This is a genomic window from Candidatus Neomarinimicrobiota bacterium (assembly GCA_022573815.1).
Lineage (GTDB): Bacteria > Fidelibacterota > SORT01 > SORT01 > SORT01 > JACZTG01.
The window spans coordinates 111,417-128,357 of record JACZTG010000005.1; the positions used below are offsets into that span (position 1 = coordinate 111,417).

Annotated in this window: 11 protein-coding genes; 7 read left to right on the top strand and 4 right to left on the bottom strand. The window is 41.6% G+C overall.

Annotated elements, in window-relative coordinates:
• Positions 1-130 precede the first annotated feature (130 nt).
• Positions 131-1,006: a DMT family transporter gene (locus tag IIB39_03625; GenBank protein MCH8927786.1), complete on the top strand. Its 876-nt coding sequence runs from the start codon at positions 131-133 to the stop codon at positions 1,004-1,006.
• Between the two features lie 10 nt (positions 1,007-1,016).
• Here IIB39_03625 and IIB39_03630 read toward each other — a convergent pair whose 3' ends face one another.
• The gene (locus IIB39_03630; GenBank protein ID MCH8927787.1) at positions 1,017-4,133 is read right to left on the bottom strand and encodes an efflux RND transporter permease subunit; all 3,117 of its coding nucleotides are present in this window, start codon (positions 4,131-4,133) and stop codon (positions 1,017-1,019) included.
• Between the two features lie 219 nt (positions 4,134-4,352).
• On the opposite strand from IIB39_03630, the gene IIB39_03635 reads away from it, so the two are divergent.
• A complete protein-coding gene (locus tag IIB39_03635; GenBank protein MCH8927788.1) occupies positions 4,353-4,832 on the top strand; it encodes an SRPBCC family protein in 480 nt (159 codons plus the stop codon).
• Between the two features lie 106 nt (positions 4,833-4,938).
• Here IIB39_03635 and IIB39_03640 read toward each other — a convergent pair whose 3' ends face one another.
• Positions 4,939-5,151, bottom strand: a complete 213-nt coding sequence (locus tag IIB39_03640) for a cold-shock protein (GenBank protein MCH8927789.1) — start codon at positions 5,149-5,151, stop codon at positions 4,939-4,941.
• A gap of 537 nt (positions 5,152-5,688) precedes the next feature.
• On the opposite strand from IIB39_03640, the gene IIB39_03645 reads away from it, so the two are divergent.
• The 5 genes from IIB39_03645 to IIB39_03665 all read left to right on the top strand — a co-directional run bounded on the left by IIB39_03645 (position 5,689) and on the right by IIB39_03665 (position 14,575).
• A complete protein-coding gene (locus IIB39_03645) occupies positions 5,689-8,820 on the top strand; it encodes a PAS domain S-box protein (GenBank protein ID MCH8927790.1) in 3,132 nt (1,043 codons plus the stop codon).
• Between the two features lie 193 nt (positions 8,821-9,013).
• The gene (locus IIB39_03650; GenBank protein MCH8927791.1) at positions 9,014-10,342 is read left to right on the top strand and encodes an NAD(P)-dependent oxidoreductase; all 1,329 of its coding nucleotides are present in this window, start codon (positions 9,014-9,016) and stop codon (positions 10,340-10,342) included.
• 2 nt (positions 10,343-10,344) lie between these two features.
• Positions 10,345-11,652 (top strand): NAD-dependent dihydropyrimidine dehydrogenase subunit PreA, encoded by a 1,308-nt coding sequence (gene preA, locus IIB39_03655; protein MCH8927792.1) that lies wholly within the window; start codon positions 10,345-10,347, stop codon positions 11,650-11,652.
• Between the two features lie 24 nt (positions 11,653-11,676).
• Positions 11,677-13,062 (top strand): dihydropyrimidinase, encoded by a 1,386-nt coding sequence (hydA, locus tag IIB39_03660; GenBank protein ID MCH8927793.1) that lies wholly within the window; start codon positions 11,677-11,679, stop codon positions 13,060-13,062.
• Between the two features lie 112 nt (positions 13,063-13,174).
• On the top strand, positions 13,175-14,575 hold the full coding sequence (locus IIB39_03665; protein ID MCH8927794.1) for a purine/pyrimidine permease: 1,401 nt from the start codon (positions 13,175-13,177) through the stop codon (positions 14,573-14,575).
• Positions 14,576-14,695: 120 nt separating this feature from the next.
• Here IIB39_03665 and IIB39_03670 read toward each other — a convergent pair whose 3' ends face one another.
• Entirely contained in the window at positions 14,696-14,788 is a 93-nt protein-coding gene (locus IIB39_03670) for a YSIRK-type signal peptide-containing protein (protein ID MCH8927795.1), read from the bottom strand.
• 1,124 nt (positions 14,789-15,912) lie between these two features.
• A complete protein-coding gene (locus IIB39_03675) occupies positions 15,913-16,785 on the bottom strand; it encodes an acyltransferase (protein ID MCH8927796.1) in 873 nt (290 codons plus the stop codon).
• Positions 16,786-16,941 lie beyond the last annotated feature (156 nt).

Consider the following 16,941-nt stretch of genomic DNA (forward strand, 5'->3'; position numbering starts at 1 on the left):
ATCGCCACTGTTTGATACCTGACTGTTATACGAAAAGATGCTATGAATAGATAACCTTTTCAATAGAAATATTTAGCTCGTCTATTTAAATCGGTTTTTCTATCATTACTTTAGCATTATACTTTGTATCATGATTGATAACGTCTCAAATACGCCATCTAAGTTCAGGGCAGATTTATATCTTCTCGGCATAACGCTGATATGGGGGTCATCGTTTATAGCCGTGAAAATTGCTCTCTCTTTCACCACGCCTTTTCTATTCCTTGCAATCAGATTTCTTATAGCCTCTCTGATATTACTAATCGTTTTCAGGAAAAAATTATTGAAATTTGATGCGGATACTATCAAAGCCGGCGCTGTTTTAGGAGTCTTATTGGCGACAGGATTCGGAGCTCAGACTTATGGTCTTGTATTTACGACAGCGTCTAAGTCAGCTTTTATTACCGGTTTATTTGTGATATTGGTTCCCATATTTTCGATGATATTCGAAAAAATAATCCCCCGAAAATTACTCTGGCTGGGCGTGATGTTTTCCTTTACAGGTCTTTATTTTCTTACTTCTCCGGAAGGAAATTCATTTAATATAGGAGATGGTTTTACGTCAATAGGAGCTGTCGCGTTTGGAGCCCATACGGTAGCAACACAAATTTATACAAAAAAGTATGACTTCATTCAACTCACTTTTCTTCAAATACTAATAACCGGGTGCGGTGGATTACTTTCAACTTTAATTTTAGAAACGCCTAAATTCGATGCTAATCCACAACTGATTCTAATTATTTTAGGGACGGCGATTTTCCCCACCGTAATAAATTTTTATATCCTAAATAAGTACCAGCGACATACTTCATCAACTCGCGCAGCTATAATCTACTCATTTGAACCGGTTGCTGCCGCTGTGATAGCGTATATCTTTCTCAATGAAGTATTGGGAGTTCGCGGAGCAATTGGCGGAGCGCTAATCATGCTGGGAATGTTAGTCGCCGAACTAAAAAAGAGAAAATAGTGAAAAAATATTAATCGTTATTTGTCTCTTTCTTTAGTAAATACCCTTTCCACATTACATATATTACGGGAATGAGTAACAACGTCAGCAGAGTTGACGAAATCATACCGCCCACCATTGGAGCAGCGATTCTTTTCATAGCCTGTGAACCTGTTCCATGTCCCCACATAATCGGAAGAAGACCTGCCGTTATTGCCGTAACGGTCATTATCTTTGGTCTTAATCTCAGAGCGGCTCCCTCATAAACACATTTCTTGAGATCACTTATAGTTTTAATTCTGCCGCTTTTTTTCCATTTTTTATACGAGATATCAAGATAGATGAACATTATTACGCCGGTTTCTGCCGCAACACCCGACAAAGCGATAAATCCTATCCATACAGCAACACTAAAATCGTATCCAAGTAAATAAATAAACCAAAATCCTCCTACCGGAGCAAGAAATATCACGAGTATCATTACGAAACTTGCTTCCACTACGTTCTTGAAATTAAAATAAAGTAGCAGAAATATAATTATTAAAGTGAGAGGAATAACAACTTTCAATCTCTCATTCGCCGCTTGCATATACTCGTATTGACCGCTCCAAACAAGACTGTAACCTTCCGGAAGATCAATTTCTTTTTCTACAATTTCTTTGGCGTTTTTTACATAAGTTCCTATATCAATTCCCTTTAAATCAATATAGACAAATGCCGTTGTTCTTGCATTTTCACTTTTTACAACGGGAGGACCTTTTGATATTTTAATCTCGGCAACTTGTCTCATCGGAATTTGGGCGCCGGTCGGTGTCGGTATCAATATCCTTTCCAACTTTTCGATATCGTCCCTAAACTCCCTTCCGTAACGAACATTCACCGGGTATCTTTCACGACCTTCCACAGTATAAGTAACGTTCATTCCGCCGACAGCAGTCATTATAACATCCTGAATGTCTCCAACAGTCAGACCATATCGCGCCGCTTCCTTTCTATTGATTTCGTAATCGAGGAAATTTCCGCCTACCACCCTTTCTGCGTACACACTCAAAGTCCCGGGTATATTTCTGACAAGCGCTTCAATCTTTTCTCCAATTGAATTTAAGACCGATAAGTCATCACCCATAATTTTGATTCCTACCGGCGTTTTTATACCGGTACTCAACATATCGATTCTTGTTTTAATGGGCATTGTCCAGGCGTTGGTCAAACCCGGGAATTGAATGGCATTGTTCATCTCTTCGATGAGCAGTTCTGTGGTCATTCCCTCCCGCCATTCATCTTCAGGTTTTAATGTTATTGTTGTTTCTATCATTGAAAGAGGTGCCGGGTCCGTAGGAGTGTTTGCTCTGCCTACCTTTCCGAAAACAGTTTCTACTTCGGGAAAAGTTTTTATGATTTTGTTTGTTTGTTGCAGCAGCTCTTTAGCTTTGGATATTGAGATTCCAGGTAACGTGGTCGGCATATAAAGCAGATCACCTTCGTTCAGAGGCGGCATAAATTCCGAACCCATTTGACTGAAGGGGATATATGTAACCATCACTAATATTACCGATACTAAAACAGTTAGTTTTCTATATTTTAATACTGTATTTATAAATGGTCGATACAGAAACAATAAAAATCTGTTTACGGGATTAACTTGCTCGGATATTATTTTTCCTCTGATTAGATAGCCCATGAGTACGGGAACAATGGTAATTGACAGCAGCGCTGCTCCCGCCATAGCGTAAGTTTTCGTGAAAGCAAGAGGCGCGAAAAGTCTTCCTGATTGTCCCGTGAGAGTAAAAACAGGAATGAACGATACCGTAATAATCAGCAAAGAATAAAACAGCGGCGGCCCCACTTCTTTGGAAGCGTCTAAAACTAACTGCCACCGTTCTTTTCCGCTGTCCTCCTCGATATGTTTATGAACGTTCTCTATCATAACGATTGCAGCATCAATCATTGCCCCGATTGCGATCGCTATTCCACCCAGAGACATTATATTTGCGTTCAATCCCTGTTTGTTCATAATTATAAATGCGAATAGTATCCCCACCGGCAGAGTGAAGATGGCTACAAAAGCACTCCGAAAATGAAGGAGAAATATCAGGCAAACCAGCGCAACAACAATCGTTTCTTCTATCAGCTTCTCTTTGAGAAAGCCGATTGCATTCAATATAAGACCGGACCGATCATAGACAGTCTTAATCGTAACGCCGTCCGGCAAACCGCTTTTGAGACTTTCGAGTTTTTCCTTGACCCGATCAATTGTTGCTAATGCATTCTCGCCGAATCGCATGATTATTATACCGCCGACTACTTCTCCCTCACCGTCCAGTTCGGCAACTCCTCTTCTCATTTCAGGACCGAGATGAACGTTCGCAACATTACTGATTAAAATTGGAGTTCCGTTTTCCGTCACGCTCAGAGGTATGTTCTCTATATCTTCAATGCTTTTAATGTAGCCTAATCCGCGCACCATGAATTCGGTTTCCCCCATTTCGATCACACGACCGCCTACATCATTATTACTGCGTTTTATGGCATCCCTTACTTTGTTCAGAGGAATGTTATATGCCAACAACTTATTGGGGTCTACTTCTACCTGATATTGTTTAACGTATCCGCCGATACTCGCTACTTCGGACACTCCCTCCACACTGGAGAGTTCATATTTCAAGAACCAATCCTGAATCGAACGAAGTTCCTGAAGATTATGTTTATCGCTTTGAAGTACATATTCATAGACCCAACCTACTCCGGTTGCATCCGGTCCGAGATTTGGTGTGACTCCTGCAGGTAATTGGCTCGACACAAAATTCAGCTGTTCGAGAACTCTGCTTCGCGCCCAATAGAGATCGGTTCCGTCTTCAAAAATGATGTAAACAAAGGAGAGACCGAAGAAAGAATATCCGCGCACAACTTTTGCAAATGGAACGGAAAGCATCGCAGTTGTCAGTGGATATGTGATTTGATCTTCTACTACCCTTGGTGTCTGTCCCGGAAACTCTGTAAACAGAATAACTTGAACATCGCTTAGATCGGGTATAGCATCGAGAGGTGTATTATATACGCTGTATGCGCCTATCAGGATTATAAGCAGGGTGCCAAGTATGATGATAAACCTGTTGTTAATCGAATATTCTATTACTTTTTCTATCATAAATTCATTATCCCCATTTATTAAATCAAATAAATCTTACTGAATGTTATAGTGTAATTCGTAATTAGTCAAATTGAATTATTTATTTACCAAAAATCACAATTAAATATTAATTTACTATATATTGATTTTTATCCAAATGAGAATTAAGATTCAAAGCTACTTCCATTGAATAATTATTAGCCGAGTAATAAATAGAAAAATTTAGGAGAGTTGAGTATGACTGAAGTAATCAAAGAAATAGAAATTAATGCCTCAAAAGATAAAGTCTGGCCAATCTTGGCGGATATCGGTTCGATTCAGAATTATAATCCTGGAGTCACAAAATCCCTAAGCACTTCAGAAGCTAAAACCGGAATCGGAGCGAGCCGCCACTGTGACCTTCTTCCAATGGGTAGTGTGGAGGAAAGAGTAATCGAATGGGACGAAGGGAATAGTTACAAGATTGAAATTTATGATGGAAAAATAGTCCCGTTTTTAGGCACAGCTGTTTTTGAAGTATCAGAAAACGGTGAGAATACTCATGTCAAAATGACTATGAACTACGAAATGAAAAGTGGAATAATGGCTTCAATGATGGGTATGATGATGAAAGGTAAAATGGATAAAGCCGTTGAAAGCATTTTAGTTGGTTTAAAACATCACGTAGAAACAGGCGAAGAAGTGTCTATGAAAGTTTATAAGAACTTGAGTGTTTAATACGCATAATATTTGATATTATGTCATAAATTAGTGCATGACTTTAATAAGCCATGCACTAATTTTCATAGCGAATCTATACGATAAATTAATATGTACTTAATATCTAACTTACAGATATTACGTTCTCGGCCTGTGGGCCTTTCTCACCGTCGGTGACAGTGAACTCCACTTTTTGTCCTTCTTCAAGATTCTTGAATCCGTCACCACCAATTGCACTAAAGTGAACGAATACATCATCACCGCCTTCGCGTTCAATGAAGCCAAATCCCTTCCTCGAATTGAACCATTTTACTGTACCTGTTTCACGATCTGCCATTTTTATTGTACTCCTCCGTTTGTGCTTTTACTGAAAACAATAAATATTAAATGATTTTTGATAATATGCTTTAAATTAGAATGAAATTTCCGACAAGTTTGAAAATGTGCTTTACTAACTGTTTCCTTGATTTGTTGCTGTACTGTAGCATTTAAGGTTGCCCCGCTTCAGCTCTAATGTCAAGCTAAAAATTATTGCGTCTTTTAATTTGATTATTCTGAAGAATGACTATTTAACCAGAGATTAGCCAATAGTTCTTTTATTTTCTTATTAATCATCCGCTATTCCGATTCACAATTCAATTATTTTCATTTATTGTCTCCCATCTTACATAAGGTTAGATTTTACAATTATATTCTCTTGACAATAAGTGTAATGTGGTGGTAAATTTTCTCAATACCTGACACAGATAAGCTTCCTTTGCAGAACCGGTTTTCTGCAGAAAAACGAAAAACTTTTGAAAGTTGAATGACTTATGCGTGCTAATAGTCACATACAAACTGCCTCCTTTGATTTAACAAGCTTATCCATTTCATAATGAAATCTCGACCAAAGAAAAAGAAATCAGCAAAGAAAAATAATCTTACGCATAGAGCAGCCTCAGTTACCACTAAGTCACCCGTTTTGATCAATGATAAAAGATTAAAAACATATATTGAGATCGCCCCGGATCCGATAATTATTTTCGATAACCAGGCAATAGTAACTGATTTTAATCCTGCCGCCGAAGATTGTTTTGGAATTTCATCAGAAATAGTTATAGGAAGACATCTTTTAGAGTTGAAAGGTATTCCTGTCAAAACGCTTAAACGTTTTAAAAATGAGTTCTCTCTGGTTATCTCCGGCGAAGTTAAAACTCCGCTTGATTTTGAATTTAAACGAACAGGGTTACCTGAAATCAATCTTGAGATGAATTATCGCTTGATTCAAACTGATGATCAAACCTCAGGATTATTGGTTACGTTGCGTAACATCACCGAAAGGAAACGAGCTGAATTAGCCCTAAGATCCGAAAGAGATTATCTTGACAAGATTCATGATTCAGTTGAAGAAGCGATATTTACTGTCAGCTTGCCGGACAGGACTATCGAGTATGTTAATCGCGCAGTTGAAAAAATATTTGGTTACACCCCTGAAGAATGCATAAATCAAAATACTCTGATTTTTTATCCTGATAAGGAAGCATATATTAATTCCGGGGATATTTTAAGTGAACGGATGCAGAACGATGATGACAATATAAGAATCAAACGCATTCTTAAGAAGAAAAACGGCGAACTGTTTACAGCAGAAGTCTCTTCAACCATTATGAGACTCGACAACGGTAAAGTTCAACTAATAAGCATTGTGCGTGATTTATCCGATCAAAATCGAGCTAAATATGCTATCCGGGAAAATAGAGAACGATATCAAACTTTTTTTCAGGGCTCAAAAGATGCTATTTATGTTATAAATGTAGATGGCACTTTTGAGGACGTCAATGAATCTACACTTGAATTATTCGGTTACACAAAAGAGGAATTATTATCCACAAACGTTAAACATCTATATAAATACCCTGCCGACAGGATAAGATTTCGAAAACAGATAGAATTAAACGGATCGGTAACTGATTTTCGTCTCACTTTGATAAAAAAGAACGGTAGCGAGATACAATGCCTGCTTACAAGTAATATCAGATTAGACGAAGACGATAATATTATAGGCTACCAGGGAATAATCAGAGATATCACCGCCAAGCTGCAATCTGAAGAAAAACTTCATAAACTGTCCAATGCAGTGGAGCAAGCGGCTGAGATTATAATGATCTCTGATTATAAAGGAGTAATTGAATATGTAAATCCGGAATTCGAAAAAATCACCGGATATAGCAAAAACGAAGTATTAGGTAAAACGCCCCAAATTCTAAGTTCCGGTAAACACCCTAAGGAATTCTATCGGGAATTGTGGAATATCATTCTTGCGGGAGAAACTTTTCGCGGTTTGATAATCAATAAGAAAAAGAACGGTGAAATTTTTATGGAAGAAAAAACTATTTCGCCACTGAAAGACGCCGACGGCAATATTACTCACTTCGTTTCAAATGGAAGAGATATTACCGAAAGGATAAATGCGCAGAAAAAAATAGAGGAGCAAAGAAAATTTCTCCGGCAGGTACTTGATATTAATCCTAACATCATATTTGCAAAAAACAGAAAGGGGCGCTATACCTTAGTTAATAAAGCAGCAGCGGATCTTGCAGACACATCAGTGAAAAATATGATAGGAAAGACAGATTATCAGCTATTTCATGACATTGCGGGTTCGGATCAAGCCATATTGGACGATAAAACTGTATTCGAAACGGCTATGGAAAAAATAAATCCTAATACTACTATTATTGACTCAAAAGGCAATGAACGGATTTTTTACACTATCAAAAGGCCAATATTTGATGAAAAGGGCAATGTCAGTCATGTTTTAGGCGTATCCATGGAAATTACGGAACAACAAAGAACCGCTGATGAAAACATAAATCTTGAAAGAAAGCTTGAAAGAGCGCGAAGAATGGAATCGCTGGGTATTCTTGCCGGCGGCGTTGCGCACGACCTCAATAACATTCTCGGTCCTATACTCGGTTATCCTGACCTAATCCTTGAGATGCTTGCCGATGACAGTCCCATTCGCGAAGACATTAAGATGATTCAAGCATCTGCCGAAAGAGCTTCTGAGGTAGTTCAAGATCTTCTTACTTTAGCCCGTAGGGGCAAATATGAAATGAAACCTATGGCTTTAAATAATGTGATTAATGAATATATTGATTCATCAAATTTTACGTTGCTTCAATCAAGACACCCTGATGTAAAATTTAACGCTATTCTTGATGATAATATTAATCTTATCAACGGTTCCGGGGCGCATCTTTCAAAAACAATAATGAATCTCATAATGAATGCTTTCGAGTCTATGCACCATGGTGGCACAATTACTCTGAAAACATATAACAAAACATTCAGAAAAAACGTGCATTTTTTAAATGAAATTCCTAAAGGAAAATACACGGTCTTTGAGGTTCAGGACACAGGATATGGAATTTCAGAGGAAGATCTGCCACATATTTTCGAACCGTTCTATACAAGAAAAGAAATGGGGAGAAGCGGCTCCGGGCTTGGATTGTCAGTAGTATTCGGAGTTATAGGAGATCATGGTGGTTATATAGATGTTAGAACTGAAACCGGTGTCGGGACTTCATTTTATCTTTATATTCCTCATGCTACTAAAGATGACATAACGAAAAAAATTGATGACACAACACTTAGAGGCACAGAAAATATACTTGTTGTAGACGATGGCAAACAGCAAAGAAAATTAGCAAAAAGATTACTCTCCTCTCTTGGTTACAATGTATCCACCGCTAAAAATGGAAACTTGGCGGTAGAGTACATAAAGAAAAAGAAAATCGATCTGGTGATCCTTGATATGATAATGGAAGACGATTTTGATGGGTTAGATACTTATAAAGAGATGATAAAAATCGTGCCTAAGCAAAAAGCGATTATTGTTAGCGGATATGCCGAAACGGATAGGATTAAAGAAGCTAAAAAACTTGGGGTGGGACATTATTTGAGAAAACCCTATACTCTTAAAAAAATCGGCTCTGTCATCCGCTTTGAAATAGACAATAAATAAATCCTATTTCCACTTCTATATTCTGATTAAATCGTAACTCCCAATTATTATTGAAATTGACAGTTTGGTAGTGATATTTTTCTGTTAGATTCGCCACAACGCCAATATTGTTATTTGATGATAATTATCAAAATATAGCCGTACTATCTTCATTGGCAGGTAAGGAGATTATGTGACTGGTTCAGAAATAAAAATTACACCTTCAGAATACCAATCAAATTTCTCGGATATCAAACCGGCATTATCCGAATCAGCCGCAATTGTAGAAGCAAGTAGATGCCTATTTTGTTATGATGCTCCGTGTACTAATATTTGCCCGACTCATATTGATGTACCTCGTTTTATAAAAAAGATAATGACCGGGAATTATCTCGGCTCGGCGCAGACCATTCTTGAAGAGAATATTCTCGGCGAATCTTGCGGTAGAGTCTGTCCTGTCGAGGTTCTTTGCGAGGGCGCTTGCGTTATGCACGATAAAGATGAGCTGCCGATAAAAATCGGCCAGCTTCAGCGATTTGCCACAAGCTGGAGCCGGGAAAATAATAAAAAGGTTTTCACTCTACCACCTCCCACCGGAAAATCGATAGGACTGGTTGGCTCCGGACCCGCAAGTCTTTCCTGCGCAGCAAATCTTGCTCTGAAAGGCTATAAAACAATTATTTATGAAGCAGACAAAATTCCCGGGGGATTGAATGCGGTTGGCGTAGCCGAATACAAAATCAAATTAAAAGATGTTTTAAATGAAATCGCTCTTATTGAAGAAATGGGTGTGGAAATTCTTACCGGCACTGAAGTCGGAAAAGACATATCAATCGAAGAACTACTTGAAAAATATGACGCTTTATTCATCGGCATAGGTCTTGGAAAAACCAAAAAGATTTCAATACCGGGTGAAAACCTCAATGGAATCTATGATACGATAGATTTTGTTAAAGAATATAAAACGAAACCGCCGGGTGAAGTGGGTGTCGGAAAGCGCGTCATCGTAATCGGCGGAGGCAATACCTCCGTGGATGCGGCTACCGCTGCCAAACGGCTCGGCGCAAAAGAAGTCACCGTTATATACAGGCGTTCAGAATCGGAGATGCCCGCATTTGAGCATGAGTATGACCTGGCTAAAGCCGATGGAGTTCTTTACCGCTGGCTCACAAATCCGGTTGAATTCTTAGGAGACGAAAATATTGAATCTGTCAAGTGTGTTCGTATGGAATTGGGTAAGCCTGACGATTCCGGCAGAAGACAGCCAAAACCTGTCAAAGGCTCTGAATTTACCATACCGGCGGATATGGTGTTACTCGCTCTCGGACAAACGGCTGATGAAGAATTTATAAATAAGATTCCCGGAGTTACTGTCTCAAACGGAACTATCGCGGCAGACCCGCTCACCGGAAAAACTTCCAACCCTAAAATTTTTGCCGGCGGGGATGCCGTCCACGGCGCAAAAGAAGTAGTTGATGCCGTCCAAGCGGGAAAATTAGCGGCATATGAGATAATCAAACAGCTGTCTGAAGAGGAGAACTGATAATGGCTGACCTAAGCATTGATTTTTGCGGTATAAAATCTCCAAACCCATACTGGCTCGCATCGGCTCCTCCAAGCAATTCTGCTTATCAGGTGCATAAAGCTTTTGAAGCCGGCTGGGGCGGAGCCGTTTGGAAGACCATCGGCGCGCCTGTAATGAATACTTTCAACAGATACGGCGGGCTTGACGGACCCGAACAGAAACTCATTGGTTTGAATAATATTGAACTTATCAGTGACCGAAATATCGAAGTAAACTTTAAAGAGATTGCCGAAGTGAAAAAAGAGTGGCCTGACAGAGCTGTAATCGCTTCCCTTATGGTTGAATCGGACAGGGATGTTTGGCACGATATCGTGAAAAAAACTGAGGACACGGGCTGTGATGGTATCGAACTGAATTACGGATGCCCGCACGGGATGAGCGAAAGAGGAATGGGCGCCGCTGTGGGGCAGGTGCCTGAATACTGCGCAATGATTACAGAGTGGGTCTCGGAAGTATCTTCCATCCCGGTCATCGTAAAACTTACTCCCAATGTTACAGATGTGGTGATGCCTGCCAGAGCCGCTGTCAAAGGCGGAGCAGATTCGCTCTCTCTTATAAATACTATAAATAGCATAATCGGCGTTGATTTGGACACTTTTGAGACCGTTCCTTCTGTCGGCGGAAAAGGAACTCACGGAGGTTTTGCCGGACCTGCTGTGAAACCCATCGCCTTGCATATGGTATCAGCCATTGCAAGAGACAGTGAAGTCGGCGTTCCAATTTCCGGTATCGGTGGAATCTCTACGTGGCGCGACGCCGTAGAATTTATGCTCCTCGGCGCTACAAGTGTGCAGGTATGCACCGCTGTTATGCATTACGGATTTCGCATTATTGAAGATTTAACTGACGGAATGAGCAATTGGCTTGATGAAAAAGGCATCTCTTCAATCACTGAAATAATCGGAAAAACGGTTGAAAAGTTAACAGATTTCTCACAGCTGAATTTGCTGTACAGGACTACTGCGCGCATAGACAAAGATAAATGTATCTCGTGCAATCTCTGCTACATCGTATGCGAAGATACCGCGCACCAATGTATTGACCTTAATCCTTATAACGGAGGAGTCAAACCCGAGGTACGTGAGGATGATTGTGTCGGCTGCCGACTTTGCGCAATGGTATGTCCCGTCCACGAATGTATTGATATGGTCGAACTGGATAAGTCGAATAGCAAAACCTGGAAAGAACTCGAAGGAGAACTCTCTCAACCGATGAGCTGGGACGATTTACGTCAATTCCAGAAAAAACACGGAATTGAAATACACTGAATTAAAATGTAAGGATCTGATAATATGGGAACTCTCATAAAAAACGGAACAGTTATAAACGCCGATGGTTCGCAAAAAGCTGACGTTCTGATAGAAAACGAAATTATATCTAAAGTCGGAAATAACATCACGGAAGATTCTCACACTGTTATTGATGCGGAGGGGAAATATATCATACCCGGCGGAATTGACGTTCATACTCACCTTGATATGCCTTTCGGCGGCACCGTTTCATGTGATAATTTTGAAACAGGTCACAAGGCTGCCGCTCACGGGGGAACAACCTGTCACATAGATTTTATTATTCAGGGGAAGGGACAATCCTTGGCTGAAGCGATTGATATCTGGCACGGCAAAGCAGAAGGAAAAGCGTGTGTTGATTACGGTTTTCATATGGCTATTACCGATATGACGGACTCCGTAATGAATGAGCTGCCTACTCTTATACACTCCGGTATCAGCAGTATCAAGCTTTTCATGGCGTACAAAAATGTTCTTCAGGTGGACGACGAGACTCTTTTCAGATCCTTACAGAGTGCCGGAGAGAACGGTTTGCTTACGTGCGTTCATGCTGAAAATGGGGATGCGATTGATGTGCTTATAAAGCAGATGCTGGCAGAGGGCAACACTGACCCGATTTATCATGCTAAATCCAGGCCTCACTGGGCGGAAGCGGAAGCGACTTCTCGGGCAATATATCTCGCCGCTATTGCCGATGCTCCCCTGTTCGTAGTTCACCTCACCTGCGCTTCGGCTCTTGCGCAGATTAGATTAGCCCGCTCGAACGGTATTAAAGCTATGGCGGAGACTTGTGTTCAATATCTATTTACAACTGAAAATGACCTTGCTCGACCCGATTTCGAAGGAGCGAAATACGTCTGTTCCCCTCCACTCAGAACTGAAGAGGATCAGCAAGCATTATGGGAAGGACTTATTGACGGTAGCCTTGCGAGTATATCAACTGACCATTGCCCGTTTAATTTTAAGGGACAAAAAGAATTGGGTAGAGAAGATTTTTCAAAAATTCCCAACGGAATGCCCGGTATTGAGGATCGGATGATGGTAATGCACCATCACGGAGTTGGTGGTGGCAAATTTTCTCTTGAGCGGTGGGTGGAAATAACATCTACTAATCCCGCAAAAACATTCGGTATGTATCCACGGAAAGGAATTATCGCCCACGGAAGTGACGCCGATCTTGTTATTTGGGACCCGGAAAAAGAGCATACAATAAGCGCTGAAACTCATCATATGAATATAGATTATAATATTTATGAGGGAATGGAAGTTAAGGGAATGCCCGAGATAGTGTTTTCCGCCGGACGATTGGTAGTGGAAAATGGTGAGTTCAAAGGGAAAGTCGGTGATGGAAAATTTATCAGACGGGAAGCAGTAACAGACGTAATATGAAGCTGTGCGGGTTAGGGCTTGCCTGCCTGGTGTAAGTCAGACAGGCCTTTACAGCGCCTCAGAATAACCAGAAGATAAATAAACAGTTGAATTGTAACTAAATGGAGCAATTATGAGCGATTCTCCAATGGGTATGATCTATTCTATTGAGGATAAACCTCCTATGGGTAAACGGATTGTCCTCGCATTACAGCACGTTCTTACGATGTTCGGATCCACGGTAAGCGTACCGCTTCTGCTCGGCCCGGTTATGAATATGACGCCCGGTGAAATCGCTATTCTTGTCAGCTCGGTGATGCTTTGCTCAGGTGTGGCAACGCTTCTTCAGGTCACGATAGGAAGCAGGCTGCCTATCGTACAGGGAGTATCGTTCAGTTTTCTTGCTCCTTTCTTCGCAATAATTGCTTTTGCGAAAACCGGCACACTTAGCATGCAATATATAGCGGGAGCTATAATTCTCGGTTCGTTTGTTGAGATTGCAGTTGGGCATTTCAAGCTTATCGGGAAACTCAGAAAAATAATCAGTCCCGTAGTCATCGGCCCTGTAATTATGCTAATTGGGCTCTCTCTGTTTAAAGTCGGAGCTCCAAAAGCTGGTACTTATTGGCCTGTCTCCGGGATTGTAATTCTGGGCATCGTGCTGTTCAGTCAGCTGTTTTCAAAGAAAAATAAGTTTTTCAGGCTCTTTCCCATATTAAGCGCAATAGTACTCGCATATTTAGTCTGTGTTGTTTTTACATTTTTGGGCGTATTCGGACCCGAACACCCCGCCCATATCAATTTTGCGGTTGTCAACAGTTCAACATGGTTCAAACCGCTCAACACCATAATATTTCCGTGGGGATTACCGAAATTCCATGTCGGTTTTTTCTTTGCCGTCCTCGCCGGCTATATGGCGAGTATGATTGAATCATTCGGTGATTATCACGCAGCGGCGTATATGTCGGGTGCGGGCGACCCCACTGAAGAAATGTTGAACAAAGGAATTCGCTCGGAAGGATTGGGCTGTCTGGCTACCGGAATTCTCGGCGGTTTTGCCAGCACTTCGTATTCGGAAAATATCGGACTTGTGGGGATAACTAAGGTCGCTTCGAGGCATGTCGTTTTTCTCGGAGCTATCTTCTTACTCTTGCTTGGATTTTTCAGCAAATTCGGAGCTCTTGTATCCACAATACCCGAACCGATAGTAGGCGGTCTTTATACCGCTTTATTCGGATTGATCTCTGCGGTAGGTATTCAGCAGCTTGCGCGGGCAGACCTTTCCAGCGACCGGAACTTAATGATAGCAGGTTTAGCATTGTTTATGGGACTTTCCGTTCCCGCTTATATAGAGGGTGTTCCTGCTTTCGGATATTTACCGGGTTCCGAAGCAATAGCTGATTTACTCCCAAAATCTCTCGCAGACATAGTGACATCGGTTCTCTCCACCGGAATGGCGGTGGCAGCCATAATCGGGTTAACTTTTGATAACTTGATTCCCGCGTCCGATGAAGAACGTGGTATTATCAGCTAACAGCTCAGTGAATCACCGAGAGCGATTCATCGATAATTTTCAGCGCGTCCTTAACCTGGGATTCTGATACGGTCATAGGAGGAGAAATCCGGGTGATATTTCCGTAAAGCCCGCCTTTTCCTATGAGCAAACCCCTCTTTTTAGTTTCCTCAAAGAGTACCGCCGTTGCTTGGGTATTAGGAGTTCGATCCCCTGCCGGCTCGTCCTCAACAAACTCCATCGCTTGCATCAGACCCTTACCGCGGACATCGCCTATTATCCTGGGATATTTCAATTTTAACTCTTCAAGTCCATCTCTCAGTATTTTCCCCATTGATTCGGATTTGGACGGAATATCATCTTTTATTATAATATCAATAGTAGCGTTCGCCGCTGCCGAGGAGATGGGATTTCCCCCGAATGTGGAAATTGTGAGTTTCTTCAGCGAATCCGCCACTTCTTCGGTGGCGATTGTCGCTCCGAGAGGCATACCGTTGGCGATTCCTTTTGCCATTGTCATTATTTCCGGCTCCACATCGTAATGTTCTATCCCGAACATTTTAGTGCCTGTTCTGCCGAATCCCGTTTGAACTTCATCACAGATGAAAATCCCGCCGTACTTACGGATTATATCCACTGCTACCTTAAAATATTCTTTCGGCGGAGTAATAAATCCGCCAACGCCCTGAATCGGCTCGGCAAGAAATCCTGCGATCTGACCCGTTGTGGTTGTGAGAATCAGTTCTTCTATATCCTGAGCGCATTTAATTTCGCATGAAGGATATTCGAGTCCCAGCGGGCATCGGTAGCAGTATGGGCTTACGGCGTGCTTGATAGCCGCAATCTGTGTCGGAACAGAACGCCAGGAGGAATGCGCCGTCAGCGACTGTGCCAGCAATGACCTCCCTGAATATCCGTGCCTCAGAGCTATTATTTCCATATTACCGGTAAAGACCTGCGCAAGCATAACAGCCGTTTCATCTGCTTCAGTACCCGAAGAAGTGAAAAAAGTCTTTTTGAGTTTTCCGGGAGTAATATTTGCCAGACGTTCTGCTAATTCGATCATGGCGATATTCGGATATAGAGTTGACACGTGCCCTAATCGATTCATCTGGGCGATTATCGCGCTGTTTATCCTGTCATCAGTGTGACCGATAGACACTGTGAGAATTCCGCCGAAAAAATCGAGATAATCTTTCCCTTCAACATCGGTGACGACACAGCCCTTGCCGGATTCAAGAGAAAGCGCATCCTCGTAATAGTTTATGACCGATGAAAAAAGGAATTCATCATGTCTTTTCTTAACGTCGGCGGAAGTAGGTTTCACTTCTGTATTCGAGACTTCTTCAGCCTCTTTATCATGCGCTGGGGTCAGAGAGTTTGCCATATGCTTCGGGTCTCCTGTCTCTATAAAATTGCCATACTCTGCGAACTTCTTCTATCACATCGAGATCAAGTTCGGCGGTTACCAGTTCATCTTTATCTTCGCTCGCCTCTGCAAGAATTTTTCCTCGCGGGTCAACAAAATAACTTGTTCCATAAAACTCACCGATATTCCAGGGAGCTTCTGTTCCCACTCTATTGCTGCAAGCCATAAAATAACCGTTGGCGACTGCGTGAGCGGGCTGCTCTAATTTCCAAAGATACTGGGAAAGTCCTTTGACCGTTGCGGAAGGGTTGAAAACAATCTCCGCGCCGTTCATACCGAGAAGTCGCGCACCCTCCGGGAAATGCCTGTCATAACAGATATACACACCGACCTTGGCATAGCGTGTCTCAAATACCGGGTAGCCTATATTACCCGGTTTGAAGAAAAATTTTTCCCAGAATCCTGATGTATGCGGTATATGGGTTTTGCGGTATTTCCCGAGATAAGTACCGTCTGCGTCCACAACAGCAGCCGTGTTGTAAAATATTCCCGCTTGTTCTCGCTCGTAAACAGGTATTATCAATACCATTTCATATTTCTTGGCATAAGGAATCAGCGCTTCCACAGTCGGACCCGGAACAGGCTCTGCCGCTCCGTACCAATGAGCGTCCTGACTCGGACAGAAATACGGGCCGTTGAAAATTTCCTGTAAGCCCAATATCTGTACGCCGTCCTTCCCTGCTTTTTCTATGAACGGAATATGTTTATCAAACATCGCTTGTTGAATTTTCTCGATCGGTTCGTTTTCGTCATTAATGACATTGGAACATTGTATCAAGCCGCATTTTACCAACCTGGGCATCTGTCACTCCTCACTGTTTAAAGCGCTTTTATATTCCTACCAGCGTGATATAACGACCTTCTTATCGGTGTAGAATTCAATACCGTCTCTGCCGTGCGCCTTCAAATCGCCGAAGAAAGAACCTTTAGCTCCGCCGAATGTGAAGAACGACATGGG

What these genes read in the sequence shown, in the direction of transcription:
- preA (MCH8927792.1), top strand. Translation starts at nt 10,345, where the DNA reads ATGGCTGACCTAAGCATTGATTTTTGCGGTATAAAATCTCCAAACCCA.
- IIB39_03665 (MCH8927794.1), top strand. Translation starts at nt 13,175, where the DNA reads ATGAGCGATTCTCCAATGGGTATGATCTATTCTATTGAGGATAAACCT.
- IIB39_03635 (MCH8927788.1), top strand. Translation starts at nt 4,353, where the DNA reads ATGACTGAAGTAATCAAAGAAATAGAAATTAATGCCTCAAAAGATAAA.
- hydA (MCH8927793.1), top strand. Translation starts at nt 11,677, where the DNA reads ATGGGAACTCTCATAAAAAACGGAACAGTTATAAACGCCGATGGTTCG.
- IIB39_03640 (MCH8927789.1), bottom strand. Translation starts at nt 5,151, where the DNA reads ATGGCAGATCGTGAAACAGGTACAGTAAAATGGTTCAATTCGAGGAAG.
- IIB39_03625 (MCH8927786.1), top strand. Translation starts at nt 131, where the DNA reads ATGATTGATAACGTCTCAAATACGCCATCTAAGTTCAGGGCAGATTTA.
- IIB39_03645 (MCH8927790.1), top strand. Translation starts at nt 5,689, where the DNA reads ATGAAATCTCGACCAAAGAAAAAGAAATCAGCAAAGAAAAATAATCTT.
- IIB39_03675 (MCH8927796.1), bottom strand. Translation starts at nt 16,785, where the DNA reads ATGCCCAGGTTGGTAAAATGCGGCTTGATACAATGTTCCAATGTCATT.
- IIB39_03630 (MCH8927787.1), bottom strand. Translation starts at nt 4,133, where the DNA reads ATGATAGAAAAAGTAATAGAATATTCGATTAACAACAGGTTTATCATC.